16 protein-coding genes are annotated in these 18700 nt (G+C 66.5%); 5 read left to right on the forward strand and 11 right to left on the reverse strand.

Features of this window, described 5'->3' with window-relative positions:
- Nucleotides 1–160: 160 nt before the first annotated feature.
- Both CEY09_RS02845 and CEY09_RS02850 read right to left on the reverse strand, forming a co-directional pair.
- The gene (locus CEY09_RS02845) at nucleotides 161–1471 is read right to left on the reverse strand and encodes an ArgE/DapE family deacylase (protein ID WP_088587453.1); all 1311 of its coding nucleotides are present in this window, start codon (nucleotides 1469–1471) and stop codon (nucleotides 161–163) included.
- 10 nt (nucleotides 1472–1481) lie between these two features.
- Entirely contained in the window at nucleotides 1482–2825 is a 1344-nt protein-coding gene (locus CEY09_RS02850) for an MFS transporter (protein WP_088587454.1), read from the reverse strand.
- Nucleotides 2826–3006: 181 nt separating this feature from the next.
- On the opposite strand from CEY09_RS02850, the gene CEY09_RS02855 reads away from it, so the two are divergent.
- On the forward strand, nucleotides 3007–3987 hold the full coding sequence (locus CEY09_RS02855; RefSeq protein WP_088587455.1) for a LysR family transcriptional regulator: 981 nt from the start codon (nucleotides 3007–3009) through the stop codon (nucleotides 3985–3987).
- Between the two features lie 20 nt (nucleotides 3988–4007).
- Here CEY09_RS02855 and CEY09_RS02860 read toward each other — a convergent pair whose 3' ends face one another.
- From CEY09_RS02860 to CEY09_RS02900, 9 genes are read right to left on the reverse strand one after another with little or no spacing between them, the layout of a single operon-like run.
- A complete protein-coding gene (locus CEY09_RS02860; RefSeq protein WP_088587456.1) occupies nucleotides 4008–4781 on the reverse strand; it encodes an SDR family NAD(P)-dependent oxidoreductase in 774 nt (257 codons plus the stop codon).
- The gene (locus CEY09_RS02865; RefSeq protein ID WP_088587457.1) at nucleotides 4778–6319 is read right to left on the reverse strand and encodes a class I adenylate-forming enzyme family protein; all 1542 of its coding nucleotides are present in this window, start codon (nucleotides 6317–6319) and stop codon (nucleotides 4778–4780) included. The genes CEY09_RS02860 and CEY09_RS02865 overlap by 4 nt, the downstream gene beginning before the upstream one ends.
- Before the next feature lie 25 nt (nucleotides 6320–6344).
- Nucleotides 6345–7232, reverse strand: coding sequence for an ABC transporter permease (locus CEY09_RS02870; protein ID WP_088587458.1), 888 nt, complete (start codon nucleotides 7230–7232; stop codon nucleotides 6345–6347).
- A gap of 1 nt (nucleotide 7233) precedes the next feature.
- Nucleotides 7234–8205 carry an ABC transporter permease gene (locus tag CEY09_RS02875; RefSeq protein WP_088587459.1) on the reverse strand — a complete coding sequence of 324 codons (972 nt, stop codon included), beginning with the start codon at nucleotides 8203–8205 and terminating at the stop codon, nucleotides 7234–7236.
- Nucleotides 8206–8215: 10 nt separating this feature from the next.
- Nucleotides 8216–9862 carry an ABC transporter substrate-binding protein gene (locus CEY09_RS02880; RefSeq protein WP_088587460.1) on the reverse strand — a complete coding sequence of 549 codons (1647 nt, stop codon included), beginning with the start codon at nucleotides 9860–9862 and terminating at the stop codon, nucleotides 8216–8218.
- Between the two features lie 27 nt (nucleotides 9863–9889).
- Nucleotides 9890–10312: a PaaI family thioesterase gene (locus CEY09_RS02885; protein WP_006227806.1), complete on the reverse strand. Its 423-nt coding sequence runs from the start codon at nucleotides 10310–10312 to the stop codon at nucleotides 9890–9892.
- Nucleotides 10309–11322 (reverse strand): quinone oxidoreductase family protein, encoded by a 1014-nt coding sequence (locus CEY09_RS02890; protein WP_088587461.1) that lies wholly within the window; start codon nucleotides 11320–11322, stop codon nucleotides 10309–10311. The genes CEY09_RS02885 and CEY09_RS02890 overlap by 4 nt, the downstream gene beginning before the upstream one ends.
- Nucleotides 11323–11359: 37 nt before the next feature.
- The gene (locus tag CEY09_RS02895; protein ID WP_088587462.1) at nucleotides 11360–12469 is read right to left on the reverse strand and encodes a M14 family metallopeptidase; all 1110 of its coding nucleotides are present in this window, start codon (nucleotides 12467–12469) and stop codon (nucleotides 11360–11362) included.
- 1 nt (nucleotide 12470) lies between these two features.
- Nucleotides 12471–13343 carry a VOC family protein gene (locus CEY09_RS02900; protein WP_088587463.1) on the reverse strand — a complete coding sequence of 291 codons (873 nt, stop codon included), beginning with the start codon at nucleotides 13341–13343 and terminating at the stop codon, nucleotides 12471–12473.
- Nucleotides 13344–13603: 260 nt separating this feature from the next.
- Between CEY09_RS02900 and CEY09_RS02905 the strand changes: the two genes are divergently transcribed.
- The 4 genes from CEY09_RS02905 to CEY09_RS02920 are packed head-to-tail and all read left to right on the forward strand — an operon-like array spanning nucleotide 13604 to nucleotide 18660.
- Nucleotides 13604–15208: an ABC transporter substrate-binding protein gene (locus CEY09_RS02905; protein ID WP_088587464.1), complete on the forward strand. Its 1605-nt coding sequence runs from the start codon at nucleotides 13604–13606 to the stop codon at nucleotides 15206–15208.
- 9 nt (nucleotides 15209–15217) lie between these two features.
- A complete protein-coding gene (locus CEY09_RS02910; RefSeq protein ID WP_088587465.1) occupies nucleotides 15218–16192 on the forward strand; it encodes an ABC transporter permease in 975 nt (324 codons plus the stop codon).
- 3 nt (nucleotides 16193–16195) lie between these two features.
- Nucleotides 16196–17026, forward strand: coding sequence for an ABC transporter permease (locus tag CEY09_RS02915; RefSeq protein ID WP_088587466.1), 831 nt, complete (start codon nucleotides 16196–16198; stop codon nucleotides 17024–17026).
- The gene (locus tag CEY09_RS02920) at nucleotides 17023–18660 is read left to right on the forward strand and encodes an ABC transporter ATP-binding protein (protein WP_088587467.1); all 1638 of its coding nucleotides are present in this window, start codon (nucleotides 17023–17025) and stop codon (nucleotides 18658–18660) included. The genes CEY09_RS02915 and CEY09_RS02920 overlap by 4 nt, the downstream gene beginning before the upstream one ends.
- Nucleotides 18661–18700 lie beyond the last annotated feature (40 nt).

Raw genomic sequence — 18700 nt, forward strand, 5'->3', positions numbered from 1 at the left:
AGTCGTCGGGTCGTGTTGCGTTGGGACCCGAACCCCGATCACGATAGCAAACTCTTGTTCGGTTGGCGCGTCGCTGGGCGCAGCGGCGGCTTCCTGCGCGCGAGGCTCGTGGCCGATGGATGGCCGGAGCGCCGCGTCAGTGCGCCCCGACCATCCGGCATCATGCCGTTGCCGCCTCGGTGACGCCGCACCATTGGGCAATGAACAGGGCGATTGCCTTGGTGATGAGGCGCAGGGACTCGATGTGGACGCGTTCGTCGAAACCGTGGATGTCGAGCGATTTCGGACCGTAGACCAACGTCGGCATATTGCCGTAGATCACGAACACCCGCGCATCCAGGTAGCCGGGCGTGGTGAAGCTTTCCAGGTCGCTCTGGAAGGCCTGCTTGTGGCATTCGCGCAGGGTGTTCTCGGCGTCGCTGCCTTCCTCCAGCACATAGCCTTCGGCATAGAAGCCGGTGTAGGTCACTTCGGGCGGCGTGCCGCCGAACCGTGGGTCGGTGGCAGCGTCGCGCAGGCAGGCGTCGATCTGCTCGCGGGCCTCATCGGCGGTGGTGCCCGGGTAGATCGCCGCGCGCACGTCGAACTCGCACCAGGGCGGCACCGTGGACGGCCAGTCTCCGCCCTCGATCTTGCCGATGTTGAAGTTGATGGGATGGTCCAGGTGTTCGAAGTGGCGGTGGCAGTGGTGCTGGCCGTTCCATTTGGCCTCCAGGCCGCGCAACGCCTGGATCGCGGCATAGGCGGCGTCGATGGCGTTAAAACCGTTGGCCATTTCGCGGGTGTGCGTGGGATGCCCCTGCACACGGACCTTGAACCACAGCACGCCGACGTTGGCGCGCACCAGCATGTTCTCTTCGGGCTCGGGAATGATGACGGCGTCGGCCTGGTAGCCGCGCAGCAGCGCCGCCAGCGCGCCGTTGCCGGTGCATTCCTCTTCGACGACCGATTGGAAGTAGATGGGCGCGGCGGGCGCGTAACCGGCGGCGCGCACCGCATCGTAGGCATACAGGTTGGCGGCCAGGCCGGCTTTCATGTCGGCGGCGCCGCGGCCATACATCCAGCCGTCGATGATCGCCGGATCCCACGGTGAGCGGCTCCACATGTCGACCGGGCCGGTCGGCACCACGTCGATGTGTCCATTGAGGATGAGCGAACGGCCGGCTTGCTGTTCCGGGCGATAGGTGCCGACGACGTTGAAGGCGTTTTCGTAGGAAACGGTGACGGGCCCGAAGCCGGGATGCGATTCGATGTCCTTGACGTCGATGCGCCAGCGGTCCATCGCGAAACCGCGCTGGCGCATGGCTTCATATAGGAAATCCTGGGCGGTATGTTCCTGCTCGCGCAGCGACGGGAACCGGACCAGGTCCTGGGTGAACGCCAGCTGCGCGTCGAATTGCGCGTCGACCGCCTGGAGGATGCGCCGGGTCTGCGCTTCGGTGAGCGGCTGGGCAGAGGGGGATTGCGTCATGCGGATTCCTTCAAAGAGGGTGGGATCGGGGGCTTGCGGCCGACACGGAGGCGCGCGGCGCGTTCAGGGCCAGGCGGCGCTTGTGGCCGGCCAGCGCCCAGAGCGAGAAGAGCGTGATGGCCGACAAGGTCGAATAGAAGATCGCCAGGGGCAGCCATTGGCCGGGATAGTGGTAAGTCAGCCAGGTGCCGACCAGCGGCGTCATGCCGCCGGCCACGGCGCCGCACAGCTGGTACGACAGCGAGATGCCGGAGTAGCGCACGTGCGTGGCAAACGCCGAGCTGATGTACCCGGCCATTGCCGAATAGATCGCGGCCATGAAGACCAGCACGATGGAGATGCCGGCGATGATGCTGAATGCGGTGCCTTGGCTGACCAGCATGAACATCGGGTAGGGCGCCAGCACCGAACACGCCGCGGCGGTGATCAGGACGCGGCTGGGGCCGAGCACGTCCGCCAGCCACGCCGCCAGCGGTTGGACCAGGAACTGGATGATGGCGACGACGAACAGGCAGTCCAGGATCAGCGTACGCGGCAGGCCCATCGTCTGCGTGGTGTACGACAGCATGAACGTGTTGGTGAAGTAGATGCCGCCGATCGCGACCGTGCAGACACCCATGCAGAGCAAGACGGTGCGCCAGGCAGTGCGCAGCACTTCCTTGGCGGGAATCTCCGCGCGCTCCTGGCGTTCGAGGACCTGCGCGAAGTCGGGCGATTCATTGACGCCCACGCGGATGAAATAGCCCACCACCAGCAGGACGGCGCTGATCAGGAACGGGACGCGCCAACCCCAACTGACGAAGTCGGCTTCGTCCAGCGTCGTCAGGAGGCGGAAGGCCAGCAACGACAGGATCAATCCCGCCGGGCTGCCCAACTGCGCGAACGACGCGGCGAACGTGCGCCGGGCCTGCGAGGCGTGCTCGCCCGCCATCAACACGGCGCCGCCCCATTCGCCGCCGACCGCCAGGCCCTGCGCCAGACGCAGCAGCAAGAGGAGGGCGGGGGCCCACAGGCCGGCGGTGGCGTAGCTGGGCAGCAGGCCGATGCCGACCGTGGCCACGCCCATGATGACCAGGGTGGTCATCAGGGCGTTCTTGCGGCCGACCCGGTCGCCGAGGTGGCCGAAGATGACGCCGCCCAGCGGCCGCGCCAGAAAGCCGGCGGCGAACGTGCCGAAAGACGCCATGGTGCTGATGAAGGGGTCGGCGGTGGGAAAGAACACCTTGCCGAATACCAGCGCGGCGGCCGTGGCGTAGATGTAGAAGTCATACCATTCGATCGTGGTTCCGACGAATGCGGCGGTTGCGGCCCGAACGGGCTGACGCGCCGTAGAAGGAGTGGCGGGAACGGCCATGTTTTCCTCTTGGCTGAATATCGTTGTTCGAAGGCGCGTTTATCGCTCCGAGCTCGACATAACGTCAATTTATGCTTTCTAATAATCGACTTAAGCCAATTTGATGTCCGGCGAAAACACGAGGCCTCCCGCCTGTTTTCGCAGGGCAAGGCCAAACATCGATTAACGGCGCGCGACCCTCATGACACCTGCCACGCTTCTCGACACCCGCACCGGCGATCGGCTGGACTGGAATCTGCTGCGTACGTTTCTGGTCATTGTTCAGGAACGCAGCATCAGTGGCGCCGCCACCAAATTGCACCTGACCCAATCGGCGGTCAGCCAGGCGTTAAAGCGCCTGGAAGATCAGCTGGGGCGGCGGCTGATCGAGCGGCACAACACCGCATTCACGATCACGAACGCCGGCGAGGAAGCCTGCCGGGCGGCAGAGGCCATCTACGGCAGCGTGTCCCAGTTGCTGACGGATGTCTCGCAAACGAAGGTGGAAGCCACGGGGCGGATCCATCTGCTTGTGGCCAGCCGGATCCACTCGACCGTGTACGACAACTTCTGGGCGGATTTCCATCGTGCATTTCCGCGGATTGAAGTGCAGATGGACGTGATGCCCAGCAGCGAAATCGTCACGCTGATGCAGCAGCGGGCCGCCACGGCGGGTATCGCATTAAGCCGCCGGATGCCCAAGCGGCTGGAGAGCAAAGTGTTCCTGCAACAGCGGTATGCGCTGTTCTGCGGGCGCAACCATGCCTTGTTCGGCAAGCCCGACATCCGCATCGAGGATTTGCTGGGCGAGAATTTCGTGTCGTTTGCGAGCGATGCCCTGGGCGACAGCCTGTCCCCGTTGACCATCTTCCGCGACCAGCGTGGCTTTTCAGGCCGCATCGTGGCGTCATCGACGCAGCATGACGAGGTCAAGCGCCTGCTGATCGCGGGGTTCGGCATCGGCTGCCTGCCGGAGCACAGCGTCCAGGTGGACCTGGAACAAGGGCGGCTGTGGCGCCTGCCGCCCGGGGAAGGGGTCTGCTCGGTCGAGCTGCATCTGCTGTGGCACCGCGACGCGCAGCTGACGCCTGCCGAGACGGCGTTCCTGAAGCATTTCCGCGACTACATCGACGGCTATTCCATGGCGGAACGCCTGGCTTCCCATGAACTGGCCGTGCAATAGGCCTGAGCGCGGGGCTGGAACTACAGGCGCTGCCCGCCGGTTGCGTCGATGCTTTGGCCGGTGATCCAGCGGCCCTCGTGCGATGCCAGGAACGCGACGATGTCCGCGATGTCTTCCGGCTGCCCCACGCGGCCCAGCGCAATCGTCTTGGCAATGACCTGGCTGATCTCGGGGTCGCGCGCGCGCTGGTTGAGGTCGGTGCTGGTGGCGCCCGGCAGGACCGCGTTGACCGTGATGCCGCGTGCGCCCAGTTCGGCGGCCAGCAGCAGGCTAAGCGTTTCCAGCCCCGCTTTCGCAGGCGCATAGACGCTCATCTCGGGATAGGCGGCCCGGGTGCCCATCGACGAAATGTTGATGATGCGGCCGTTGTCGCGCAGGAACGGCAGGCAGTGCTGGATAAGGAAGAACGGCGACTTCAGGTTGACTTGCAGCACACGGTCGAAGTCTTGGGGGGTGACGTCCGCCAGCAGCGCCCGCAGGCCGACGCCGGCATTGTTCACAAGAATGTCCAGGCCGCCGTCGCCGTTGCGTTCAAGCAGGGTCTGGCGCAGGTCGCGCGCCAGGTCGGACGCCGCCTCGGGCGCGGACAGGTCGGCCCGCAGCGTCCAGGCCTGACCGCCGGCTGCGCGGATCAGGTCGGCGACCTCGTCGGCGGCGTCGCTGGCGGCGTTGTAGTGGACGGCGACGTGCGCGCCACGCCGCCCCAAAGCCAGGGCGATGGCGCGGCCTATCCCGCGGCTGGCGCCGGTGACCAATGCGGTCTTGCCGGTCAAGCTGTCAGGTGCGTGGCTCATGCGGCCTCCGTTTCAGGGGTTGTCCAGGTCTGGCGGGCTTCCAGTGCGCGCGCCTGTAAGAGCAGGGCGTTGCGGTCGACCTTGTTGGTGCCGGCCCACGGCAGTTCGTCGACGAAGCGGATACGCCGCGGGTGCTGGTACGCGGGGCCGTTGGCCAGCGCATGGCGCTTCAGGCTGTCCGCGTCCAGGGCGCTGCCGTCGCGGCGCACCACGAAGGCGACGGGAATCTGGCCGCGCTCTTCGTCGGCCAGGGGCACAACGCAGCTTTGGCGTACATCCGGATGCAGTTCCAGCAGCTTTTCCACTTCGACGGGATAGATGTTCTCGCCGCCGCAGACGAACATGTCGTCCGCGCGGCCCACGAAATAGTAGAAGCCCTGGGCGTCGCGGCGCATGACGTCGCCGCTGTAATACCAGCCGTCCCGCAGCACTTGCGCGCTCTTTTCGGGCAGGTTGTGATAGCCGGACAAGACGGCCGGATTCTTCATCAGCAGCACGCCTTCATCCGGATTGGGGCCGTCGGCCAGGCGGACGTGGGACGGATCGATCGGATGGCCCACCGCCAGCGGCGGCGTGGGCAATCCGTCGGGATGCGGGCCGAACACGGCGGGCCCGGCTTCAGTGGTGCCGTAGCCGTGGGTGATGCGCACCTGCGGCAGGGCCTGCTGGATGCGTTCGTAAAGCGCCACGGTCATCGGCGCAGAGCCCAGCATGACGCGGCCAAGCGCAGACAGGTCACGGCCCTGCAGCAAGGCAGGCTCCTTGACCAGCCGGGCAAACATGGTGGGCACGGCCGTCAGCACGGTGATGCGGTAGCGTTCCAGCGCGTCGGCATAGGCGGCCACGTCGAACGCCGGCTGGATCACCAGCAGGCTGTTGCTGGCGAATGCGCGCTTGGCCATGAAGAGGCCGTTCATGTGGAAGAGGGGCTGGGCCAGCAGGTAGTGTTCCTGTCGATCGGGTGCGGCCGCCGGGCCGGACGTGGCGCCGAGCGCCCACAGCTGGCCCGCGTGCGTCAGCGGCACGCCCTTGGGCTTGCCGGTGGAACCTGACGTGTACAGCATCTGCGCCACGTCGTCGTGCGCGGGCGTGACGGTGTCGAAGGCCGTCGGCACGATCTGCGCGGCAAAGCCCTGCGGTCCGGCTTCATCGAAATCCAGCACCGGCACCGTGGCCTCGAAGGCGGCGCGGCGCGCACTGTCTACGAAGGCCAGGGCAATTCCAGCGTCGCGGATCACGTAGTCGATGTTCTCTTGCGTCTGCTTGATGTTGATGGGCACGGCCACGAAGCCGGCGCGCATGATGCCGAAATAGGTAATCAGGTATTCGGCGCGGTTCAAGGCGGCGATGGCGATGCGCGAGCCGGCCGGCAACGCGCGGGCCGTCAGCCATGCGGCGACGCCACCGGCCAGTTGATGGATGTCGCCGTGCGTGTAGCGGACAGGCGCGTCGGCGACCCGCAGGTCGACGATGGCGGGCAGGGCGGCGGGGCGGCTGGGGTCAGCCAGGTCGCCCAGGTTCTTCAGAGGATGCGTCATGGGGAAATTCCGGGAGTTTTGGCGCTTAACGCTTTTGCAGCTTGGGGTTGAGCGCGTCATTCAGGCCGTCTCCGACCAGATTCAGAGACAGCACGGCAAGCATGATCGCGACGCCGGGGACGGCGCAGATGTACCAGGAGGACCGGATCAGGCTGCGGCCTTCGCCGACCAGGCGGCCCCAGCTGGCGATGTTGGGGTCGCCCAGGCCCAGGAAGGACACGACCGATTCGTACAGGATGGCGCCCGCCACCACCAGCGACGACATCACGATGACGGGCGGCAGCGCGTTGGGCAGGATCTCGGCGGCGACGATGCGCAAGGGGCTCATGCCCACGGCGCGGCTGGCCTGCACGAATTCCCGTTCCTTGAAGGACAGGAATTCGGCGCGGGTCAGCCGGGCGATGGGCGGCCACGACACCAGCCCGACGGCCAACGTGATGGCTTCGATGTGCGGGCCCAGCACCGACACGACGGTCAATACGAACACGACGTTCGGAATGATCTGGAACAGTTCGGTGACGCGCATCAGCACTTCGTCGATCCACCCGCCGGACCAGGCGGCGGCCGCGCCGATGCTTACCCCGATCACGGTTGCGGCCGCGGCGGCGACCAGGCCGATCAGCAGGGTGGCGCGGGCGCCATGCGCGATCAACGCGGCGACGTCGCGGCCCATGGAGTCCGTGCCCAGCGGATAACGCCAGGATTCGAAGGGCCAGATCTCGGGTGCGCCGACGATGCGCAGCGGATTGATGGGATACAGCCAGCCGGCGCTGGCGGCCAGCAGGGCGATCAGCAGCAGCACGACCGCGCCCGCCACCGCACCGCGGTTGCGGACGAATCGGGCGGCGAACGACGCGGGGCGAGGGGTTGCGCGGGCGACGGGCAGGGTGGCAAGCGTAGGGGATGCGGACATATCAGACAGCCTTGATGCGCGGGTCCATCCGCGTGTAGAGAAGATCGACGACGATGTTGGCCAGGACCACCACGAAGGAGCTCAGCACCAGGATGCCCAGCACGACGGGGTAGTTGCGGCTCATGACGCTGTCGAACAGCACGCCGCCGATGCCCGGCCAACTGAACACGGCCTCCACCACGATGCTGCCGCCCAGCACCGAGCCCAGTTGCAGGCCCAGCAGCGTGACGATGGGCAGCACCGCGTTGCGCAGAATGTGCCGCAGCACCACGGCGGTGCGCGTCAGGCCCTTGGCGTAGGCGGTGCGCACGTAGTCCATGCGGCTGACTTCCAGCATCGACGCCCGCATGACGCGGGCATAGGCCGCGGAATAGAACAGGCCCAGGGCGATGGCGGGCAGCGCCAGGTGATGCAGCACGTCCAGCGCCCGCCGCCACAAGCCGCCGTCCAGGCCGATGGTGACCATGCCGCCCACGGGAAACCAGCCCAGCTTCACCGAAAACAGGATGATCAGCATGATGCCCAGCCAGAAACTGGGCGCGGCAAAGCACAGCACGGCAAACGCCGAGACCGCGCTATCCCACCAGGTGTTGACCTTGATGGCGGACACGATGCCCGCCGCCATGCCGACCAGCACGGCGATGGCGATGCTGGCCAGCATCAGTACCAGCGTGGCGGGCAGGTGGGCCAGGATTACGTCCAGCACCGGCAGGTTGTGCCGGTACGAATAACCGAAATCCAGGCTCGCGACCGAACCGATGTACTTCAGCAGTTGGACGGTCGGCGGCTGGTCCAGCCCATACGTCACGCGCAGGCGTTCGATCAGCGCCGGGTCGGTGACCTGCTGCTCGGCCGTCATGACGTCCAGGAACGTGCCGGGCACGGATTGGATCAGGGCGAAGTTCAGCACCACCACGCCCAGCAACAGCGGAACGGCCTGGAGCAGGCGGCGCAAGATCAAACGCAACGGCATGGCGGATCTCTTACGCTTGCAGCCAGACGTCGGCCAGGGTTTCGCCCTGGACGTTGGCGCCGGTGGTGAAGTTGCGCACGTTCTTGCCAGCCAGCGTGAACGACTGGATTTCCACCAGCGGCACGATTGGCACATCGGTCGAGGCCAGGCGCGCGAACTGCGCGGCCAGCGCCTTGCGGGCGTCGGGCGCCGTTTCGACCGCCAGCTTGCCGACCAGCGCGTCCATCTCGGGGCTGGAGTAGCCGGTGGCGTTGCGGAAGGCGGCCCCCTTCACGATGCCATCGGTGGTGAAGAACTGGGTCACGGTCGGCACCAGTTCCAGCGGCGACGTGAAATTGGACACCGCAATGTCGTAGTCGTAGTCGCCGTAGATGCGCTTGAGCGCCGTCGCGCGGTCCACCGAATCCAGCTTGACGGCGATGCCCACGTCTTCCAGCGCCTGCTTCAGGTATTGGCCCAGCTTGGCGTTCTCTTCAAACCACGCGGCGGCCACCAGGTTGACGGTGAAGCGCTTGCCGTCCTTGACGGGCAGCCCGGCGGCGTCCAGCAGCGACGCGGCTTTCTTCGGGTCGAAGGGATAGCGCGGCACGTCTTCGGTGAAGAACAGCGGGTTGCTGCTGAAGATGGGGGCAATGGCGGGTTTGCCGCGGCCGTAATAGATGGTGTCGACGATGAACTGGCGGTCGATGGCGTGCAGGATGGCCTGGCGCACCTCGCGGCGGTTGACGATGTCGCGGCGCTGGTTGAATTCGGCCGTCACCGTCCAGGCCGTGTTCTGGTAGCCACGCGTGTCCACGACGACCTTGCCGGTCTTGATCAGGCGGTCGATGTCGCGGGCGGGAACCGGATTGGAATAGGCCAGGCCCAGCTCGCCCGTTTCCAGCGCGGCGCCGCGCGAGGCGGGGTCGGACCACCAGCGGATGACCAGCTTGTCCAGGTTGGGTTCGCCCGGGTTCCAGTACTTGTCGTTGCGCTGGTATTCCACGTGGCTGCCGCGCACCCACTTGCCGTATTTCCACGGGCCCGTGCCCACCGGCGTGTTGTTCAGCGGGTTGGTGATCAGGTCTTTGCCGTCATACAGGTGCTTGGGCACCAACAGCTGATACTGGCCGGACAACGTGGATTTCAGGAAGAATTCCGGCACGGGCGCGTTGAAGGTCAGCACGACCGTCTGCGCATCCGGCGCGGTGGCGTCCGTTAACGATTTCAGCGCGATACCCGCAGAAATCGGCTTCCAATGCTGCAGCACGTTGTAGACGACGTCGGCTGACGTGAAGGGTGCGCCGTCGTGCCAGGTGACGCCTTCGCGCAGCTTGATGGTGTAGCTGCGGAAGTCCGCCGCCGGGGTGACGCTAAGCGCCAGCGCGGGCTGGAACTTCAGGTCGGCATCCAGTTTTAACAGCCGTTCCAGGATCTTGGTGGACGTCTGGAACGGGCTGGATCCGCCGCCGCCGGGCACGAACAGCGCTTGCGGCTCCAGGCCGCCCCAGGTGGCGACGAGCGTGCCGCCCTTGCGGGCGGGGCCCGCATCCGCGCCCGGTTGGGCGGTGGCGGCGTATAGCGCCTGCGGCAATGCTCCCAGGCCGGTGGCGGCCAGGGAGCCTGCGGCGGTGCGGGTCAGGAAGGCGCGCCGTCCGAGGCGCGGAGCTTGGGTCATGATGGCATCCTTGTTGGGTAACGCGGCTCAGCCTTGGCTGAGCGTGGCGTAGGTGGCGCGGCCGATGGCGACAAGCGCGCCCTGGTCGTTGTAGAGGTCCACGTCGGCCACGCCGACGCTGCGCCCATTGCGGCGCACGCGCGCCACCGCGGTCAGGCCGGTGTTGACGGCGGGCCGCAGGTAATCGACGCGGAAGTTGATGGTGGGCAGGCCACGGCCCAGCAGCATGCCGACGGCGAAATCGCCCACGGTGTCGATCACGGCGGCCAACGGGCCGCCATGCCATTGGCCGCTGGCGGCACCGCGTTCGAATTCGGCCCGCATCGGCGCCAGCACGGTCAGTTCGCCGCGCTCGTGGTCCACGGCGCTGACCGACAGGCCCAGCCATGCGATGAAGGGCGAATCGTCGAACTTGGCCTGGATCTGGGCGGCGTTCAGCACATTGCTCATGACGTCACCAGCACTTTGCCGACGATCTTGCGATCTTCCAGCGATGCCAATGCCTCGGCCCCTTGTTCCAGCGGCCAGCTTCGGTCCACTTCCACGTGCAGGCGGCCGCTGCGCACCAGTTCCAGCAGTTCATGCAGGTCTTCGCGGTCCCAGCCGTTGGAGCCGCGGATCTGCAGCTCGAACGTCCAGATGTAGCGCAGGTCTTCCTTGGGGTCGAAGCCGGCGGTGGCGCCGCAGGTCAAGAGCCGGCCGCCCAGGCGCAGGCAACGCAGCGACTTCACCCAGGTGTCGCCACCCGTGAAGTTCACTACCACGTCCACGCCGCCAGACTTGGCGCCACGGCGGCGGGCAGGGCGGCCAAAGCGTTCCTGCACGGCCTTCAGGAAGTCTTCCTCGGTGTAAAGGATGATGTGGTCGGCGCCCAGCGCGCGCAGCGCTTCGCCTTTCTCCGGCGTACCTGCGCAAGCGATGACTTCGGCGCCGGCCAGCTTGGCCAATTGCACCGCGCACACGCCCACGCCGCCGCTGGCGCCCAGGATCAGCACCTTTTCGCCGGCCTGGATCTGGCCGATGCGATTCATCATGCGCAGCGCGGTGCCGTAAGCCACCGGCAGCGCCGCGGCCTGTTCAAAGCTGACCTCATCGGGCAGGCGCAGCAACTGGTGCGCCGGCACGCGGCATAGCTCGGCCAGGCCGCCGTGGATGGTTTCGCCCACCAGGCCGCCGTCAACGCGGTCGATCGGGTCGACCAGCACGCGGTCGCCGGCCTTCCAGTCCTGCACGTTGGCGCCGGTCTGCACGATCTCGCCAGCCACGTCCAGGCCGATGATCACGGGGAAGGGCAGTTTGATGCCGGGCATGCCGCGGCGCGTGAACACGTCGTGGTAGTTCAACGAGGACGCGCGCACGCGAATGACGACGTCGCCCGGCCCGGCGACGGGATCGGGAAATTCGGTTTCCAGACGGAGCTTGTCGTTGCCGCCGTGTTCACGCAAAACAATTGCTTTCATGACTGCCAATAGTAGGAAGAGGAAATAGGGAAAAGGCTTACCAAGCGGCCACGCCGGCGATCGCCTGGCGCGTGATGGCCAGGCCGTGGGCCAGCGCACTGCGCCGCCACACGCTGGATACGGGCACGAAGGCATCGACCAGGTCGGCGCGCAACTGGGCGTCGCGGGCGGCATCGGGCGCGTGCGGGGCCTTGAAGCGCAGCCACTGGTCCAGCCTTAGCGCGGGCCGCATCTGCAGGCCGCGCGTGCCGAATTCGACGACGGCGCCGGCCAGCGCGCGGTCACCCAGCGCCTGTTGCACGCCACGGAACACCAGGCCCTGGTAGTCGGGGCGCGCCAGGCCATGCGGGCGCTGGTCGCGGACGCGGTCGGCGCCCCACCAGTGGGCGGCCTGCGCGTGTTCGGCGCTGTCTTCGTCGTTAAAGCACAAGAAAAAGGGTTCGCCGTATTCGCCGATGCCGGTGTGCCAGTCGATAAAGGCCACGCGTTCGCTGGCGGCCAGATGTTCGTCGACGATGCGGCGCAGGGTGCGGTTGGACCACTCGGGGCCGCTGCCGCCGTAGACCAGGCCATCCGGATGCGTGTACTGGCCGCTGGCGGTGGTGTTGAACAGCGCGTCGGCGCCGTGGGTCTCGCGGAACGCCTCGACGGCGCGCGCGCCGGCTTCCAGGCTGGCTTCGGTCCAGGCGTCGGGAATCAGATGCGGATGCAGCGTGGCGTAATGCGGGTTGGCCGGCGTTGGACGCGTGTGGTCAATGAAGTTGCGGTTCAGGTCGACGTTGTTTTCGGTCGTGCGGGTGTCGTACGCGTAGCCGTAAGGATTCAGCGCGTGCACCAGCACCACGTTCACGTCGTCGGGCAAGGGATTGCCGCCATCGGCGCGCAACCAGCCGATCTGCACGGCAGAGCCCGCCGCGCCTTCCAGGCCGTGCGTGCCGCTGATCGCCAGATGCGTGCGCGGGGCGTCGGCACGGCCCAGCACGGCAACATCCACGCTCAGCGCCTGGCCGTGCGGATCTTTCAGCGTGGGATGCTCATGGCGGGACAGGGCCGCACCGCGTTGCGTCGCAGCCGCGACGAACGCCTGGCGCGCCGCCGCGTAATCGACCGAAAAGCAGTCCCAGTAATCGGGCAGGGTATCGCTCATGTCAGGCCGCCTCTTGGACGAACACCTGCAGCGCGCCGGCCCCGTCTTCGGGCGGTACCACCAGTTCGCCATGCGCGTTGGCGCGGTAATTCACCTGATTGGCGTCGAACAGGGCGCGCGTCTTCGCCAGATCGCGCACGCCGATCACCGATCCCGCGAACCAGCCGCCGTGGGCCGATGCCGGCAAGCCGGCCGGGACGCGGACGCGCGGATAGCGCTGTTCGAACGCGGCGGGGCTCAGGAAGTCGATGCGAAGGCTGCCGCGCCGCACTTGCAGGCCGCCGTCGGGCAGTTCGCTGATGGCGATCGGTCCGAACACGCGCTCATAGCCGGCGCGCAGCGAGGCAGGGTCGGGGTGGACGGCGATCAGCGATTCGATGCGTCGCGCGCCGTTGGCGTGTTCCTGCCATTCCGGCCGGAATACGAGGTGGCGCGTCAGGTGGCCGCAGGTGAAGAAGTCGGGCACGCCCAGCAGGCCGGCCGGAAAATTCGTGTTGTTCCAGGCAGCGTCTTCGCTGCCTTCAGGCAGATGCACGGGGCGGCCGCCGCTTTGCGGCGGCTCGGCGGTGATGCCCAGGCGCGCCAGTTCCGCGTGCACCGCGCTGCTGTCGGTGGTTTGCAGGGCAGTGGCGACCGGGCCTTCGTAGGCGTCTTCATAGCCGCTGAAGCGCGATTCCGCTTTCAGTTCTTCCGGAAAATAGAGCAGTTCCAGGTAGTTGGCATCAAGAATGAGGGTCTGGTTGCGCGTGCCGCGATGGTGCCTGCCTTGCGGCGCGAGGCTGAATCCCAGCTTCACGTAGCGGTCGGTCGCCGCCTGCAGATCGTTGACCCGGATGATGTAGTGATCTAGGCCGGTGACTGACGGGAGAGACATCAAAGCTCCTGAATTCGCGTTGGAAAGAGGTGCAGTCTGGCGCAGGCGGGGGCAGGCTAGAACGATTGAATTCGCATGTGGATATCTGATTTTCATTCCAGGGACCACCACGCGCGGTGCGTGAGGCCGGCTGCGCGCAGCATCGGCCATACGGGGCCGGACGGACGCATGAGCAAATGAGAAATCGGCATTTCTCCTGGCTCATAACGCAGGCCTATGATCCGCAGCTTCTTCCAGGCAGAACCATAGAGTCCCTTCCGATGCGTACTACCCGCCGTGAATTCCTTCTTTCCTCCGGAGCGCTGGCCGCTTCGATGGCGTTTCCCACGTCGTTGCTGGCTCAGACCACAGCTCCCCGTCATGGCGGCGTGCTGAACGTCCACCTGGGCTCCGAACAACGCATCCTGAACCCCGCGCTGCGCGCCTCGACCGGCGTGTACATCGTCACCAGCAAGATCATCGAATCGCTGGTGGACCTGGACGCCGCCGGCCAACCGGTGGCGCAACTGGCCACGTCATGGACGACCGAGCCCGACGGCAAGACCATCACCTTCAAGCTGCGCGAAGGCGTCACCTGGCATGACGGCAAGCCCTTTACGTCAGCCGACGTGCAGTACAACGCGCTGGAGCTCTGGAAGAAACACCTGAACTTCGGCACGGCCTTGCAGCTTTACCTTGAAGCCGTCGATACGCCTGACCCGCATACGGCCGTGTTCCGCTATAGCCGGCCGATGCCGCTGGATCTGCTGTTGCGCGCCCTGGCGGACCTGGGATACCTGGTGCCCCGTCATTTGTACGAGGGCACCGACGTGCTGGAGAACCCGGCCAATACCGCGCCCGTGGGCACGGGGCCCTTCAAGTTCGTGCAGTACCAGCGGGGGCAATTCATCATCGCCGAACGCAACCCGAACTACTGGCGGCGCGACCAGCCCTATCTGGACCGCATCGTGTGGCGCATCATCACGGACAAGTCCGCGGCCACCGCCGCCCTGGAAACGGACCAGTTGCAGTTGAGCGCGTACTCGCAGCTGACCCTGGCGGACCTGGACCGGCTCAAACAGAATCCGCGCTTCGAAGTCCGCAGCAAGGGGCTGGAGGCCAACGTGTTCAACAACACGTTGGAATTCAATTTCCGTCGCAAAGAGCTGGCCGACGTGCGCGTGCGCCGCGCCATCGTGCACGCGATCGACATCGATTTCTTCATCGAGAACTTCCTCTACGGGCTGGGCAAGCCCGCCACCGGGCCGATCCCGTCCACGTCCGAAACGTTCTTTCCGGCTGGCAGCAAGCCGCCGTACCCCTTTGACGTCAAGCGCGCCGAGGCGCTGCTGGACGAAGCCGGCTACAAGCGCGGCGCCGGCGGCACACGCTTCACGCTAAAGCTGGTGCCCATCCAGAACGGCGAAGACGTGCCGTTGCTGGCCACCTTCATCCAGCAGTCGCTGGAGGCCGTGGGCATCAAGGTGGAGATCGTCCAGTACGACATCGCCGGCGCGCTGGCGTCTGTGTACAAGAACCATACGTTCGATATCGCCACCGGCTGGCACCAGTATCGCGGCGATCCCGCCGTCTCCACCACCGTCTGGTATCGCTCCGGCAGCCCTGCGGGCGCGCCGTGGACCAACCAGTACGGCTGGCAATCGGACAAGGTGGACAAGCTGATCGACGATGCCGCGTCCGAAATCGACCCGGCCCGCCGCAAGGCGCTGTACGCGGAATGGGTGGCGGCCGTCAATGATGAACTGCCCATCTGGATGGCGACGGAACGGCAGTTCTATTCGGTCGCCAGCCGCAAGCTGCAGAATGGCCATAACAATGCGCGCTGGCCGTCCAGCGACTGGCACGACGCCTGGCTCTCGGCTTAGGACGCAGGCATGGGTTTCCTGACTTTGGCCGCCCGCCGGCTGGCGGCCGCCGCGCCGGCGCTGCTGATCATCCTGGCAGGTCTCTTCCTGCTGCTGCAATTAGCGCCGGGGGACACGGTGGACGCGCTGGTGGCGCAGATCGGCGGGGCAGATGCCGTCACCATCGCGTCTCTGCGTTCGCACTATGAATTGGACCAGTCCACGACGTCGCGCCTGGGCAACTACCTGTGGCGCCTCGTGCACCTGGATCTGGGCTATTCCGCCATCTACGGCAAGCCCGTTTCGACGGTGATTGCCGAACGCCTGCCTGCCACGCTGCTGCTGATGGGGTCGGCGCTGGCCTTCGCCTTTACCGGCGGCATGGCGCTGGGCGTGATCGCGGCGCGGCGCGTCAACGGCTGGGCGGACGCGCTGATCTCCACGCTGGGCCTGGTGTTTTGCGCCACGCCGTCGTTCTGGTTCGGCTTGATGGGCATTTTCGTCTTCGCCGTGTGGCTGGACTGGGTGCCGGCAGGTGGCTTTGCGACCATCGCCTCGGGCTACACGGGCTGGGCGCGCATCCTGGACATCGCCTGGCACCTTGTGCTGCCCACCGCCACGCTTGCGCTGATCTTCCTGGCCACCTATCTGCGCATCATGCGCGCGTCGATGCTGGAAGTGTCCACGCACGACTTCGTGCGCACGGCGCGGGCCAAGGGCCTGCGCGAGACAGCCGTGGTCGCCCGCCACATCCTGCGCAACGCGCTGCTTCCCATGATCACGCTGCTGGGCCTGCAGGCCGGCACCATGCTGGGCGGCTCTGTCGTGGTCGAAAGCGTCTTTGCCTTGCCCGGCCTGGGCCGGCTGGCCTACGAATCGGTGGTCCAGCGCGACCTGAACACCTTGCTGGGCATCGTGTTCGTGTCCGCGCTGCTGGTGATCACGATCAACTTCGTGGTCGATCTACTGTATGCGCGGCTTGACCCCCGCATTGCGCGGAGCTGAACCATGGAAACGATACGCCGATATTTCCATAGTCCCATCGCCGTGCTGGGGCTGGTGCTGCTGGTGCTGGTGTGCGCCGGCGCGCTGGGCGCAGGCCTGTGGTACCCGAAGAACCCGCTCAGCCTGGCCGGCAGACCGCTGCAATGGCCCGGCGAGAACGCGCGATTTCTGCTGGGCACCGACCAGGTCGGGCGCGACATTGCCGCGCAGATCCTGCACGGCGCACGCGTTACGCTGGCGATCGGGCTGGTGGCGACGCTATTGTCCGTGCTGATCGGCGTGACGCTGGGCGCGGTGGCCGGCTACTACGGCGGGGCCATCGACGACCTGTTGATGCGGGTGACGGAAGCCTTCCAGATCCTGCCCAACTTCCTGTTGCTGCTGGTGCTGGTGGCGGTGTTCGGTTCCGACCTGCACACCGTCGTGCTGGCGATCGGCCTGGTGTCATGGCCGCCGGTAGCGCGCCTGACGCGGTCGGAATTCCTGACGCTCAAGGCGCGCGAATTCGTCCAGGCGGGCCGGGCGCTGGGCATGGGCGACCTGCGCCTCATCTTCCGCGAAATCCTGCCCAACGCCTTGCCGCCCGTCATCGTGTACGCCAGCGTCATCATGGCCACCGCCATCCTGCTGGAAAGCGCGCTGGCCTTCCTGAACCTGTCCGACCCCAACGTGCCTTCCTGGGGCAACCTCATCGGCGGCGGCCGGGGAGTCCTCCGGGTGCAATGGTACGTATCCGCCATTCCCGGCGTTGCCATCCTGCTGACCGTCCTGGCGATTTCGCTGGTGGGGCAGGGGATCAATGACGCCCTCAATCCCAGGCTGAAACGCTCATGACCGAATTGCTACGCATCCAGAACCTTACCGTGGACCTACCGGCGGGAGCCGACCGTCCCCACGCGTTAAAGGACCTTACCTTGAGCGTCAACGCGGGCGAAATCGTGTGCGTGGTCGGTGAAAGCGGGTCGGGCAAGTCCCTGACGGCGGGCGCCATCCTGGGCTTGTTGCCCCAGGGCGTGCACGCCAGCGGCGGACAGATCCATTGGGAAGGGCAAGACCTGCTGCAACTGGCGCCGGACGCCTTGCGCCGCCTGCGTGGCCGACGTATCGGCATGATCTTTCAGGAACCGATGACCGCCCTGAACCCGCTGCGCACCATCGGCGACCAGATCGGCGAGGTCTTTCGCACGCACACGCGCCTGGGTAGAGCCGAAATCGCCCGGCGGACGCTGGAGCTGCTGGATTCCGTGCGCTTGCCGGACCCCGCGCAGGCGGTCAACGCCTACCCGCACGAGCTGTCCGGCGGCCAGCGCCAGCGCGCCATGATCGCCATGGCGCTGGCGCTGGAGCCGGCATTGCTGATTGCCGATGAACCGACCACGGCGCTGGACGTCACCACGCAGGCGCAGATCCTGCATCTGATCCACGACTTGCAACGGCGCCGTGGCACGGCGGTGCTGTTCATCACCCACGACTTCGGCGTGGTGGCCGAAATCGCCGACCGCGTCGCCGTGATGCAACGCGGTGTGCTCGTGGAAAGCGGCACCGCCGACCAGGTGCTTGAACACCCCCAGCATCCGTACACGCGCGCCTTGATCGCCGCCGTGCCGCCGCTGGCGCCCGCCGAAGCCCGCTCGACGCTGGACGCCGATGCGCCGGTCATCCTGGCCACGAAGGCGCTTTCGAAGATTTATCGCAAGCGTGGCTGGTTCGGACGCCCCAGCCGCGTGACACACGCCGTGAACGGCGTCGAACTGACCTTGCGCGAGGGCCAGACGCTAGGAATCGTCGGTGAAAGCGGATCGGGAAAATCCACATTGGCCCGCACGCTGCTAGGCTTGCTGCCGCCCGATGCCGGCAGCATCACGCTGGCCGGAAAGCCGCTGGCGTTCAAGGGCGGCTCGGCGCGGCGCGCGCATGCCAAGCTGGTGCAGATGGTGTTCCAGGATCCTTATGGATCACTGAATCCCCGTCAACGCGTGGGCGACATCGTGGCCCAGGGCCCCATGGTGCACGGCATGCCCAGGCGTGAGGCGTTGGCGCTTGCGCAAGAGCTTTTCGAACTGGTGGGATTGTCGGCGGACGCCATCCGGCGCTTTCCGCATGAATTCTCGGGCGGGCAGCGCCAGCGCGTGGGGTTGGCGCGGGCGTTGGCCATGCGGCCACAAGTGCTGATCGCCGATGAACCGGTCTCGGCATTGGACGTCTCCGTGCAGGCGCAGGTATTGGCGCTACTGGCGCGGTTGCGCCAGCAACTGGGGCTGTCGATCGTATTCATCACGCACGACCTGCGCGTGGCCGCGCAGGTCTGCGACCACGTAGCGGTCATGAAGGACGGCAGGGTAGTGGAGGAGGGGGTTTGCGCCGAGGTTTTCGGCAACCCCACGAATCCGTATACGCAGGCATTGCTGGCCGCGGTCCCCGGCCGTCGCTGGAACCCCGCCAGCGTGACCGCACGCCAAGCCGCCTGAAGGCGGGCTTGGCCGTGGGTCAGAGCGCAGGCGCCGCGAT

The organism is Achromobacter marplatensis (assembly GCF_002209535.1).
Taxonomy (GTDB): Bacteria; Pseudomonadota; Gammaproteobacteria; order Burkholderiales; family Burkholderiaceae_B; genus Achromobacter; species Achromobacter marplatensis.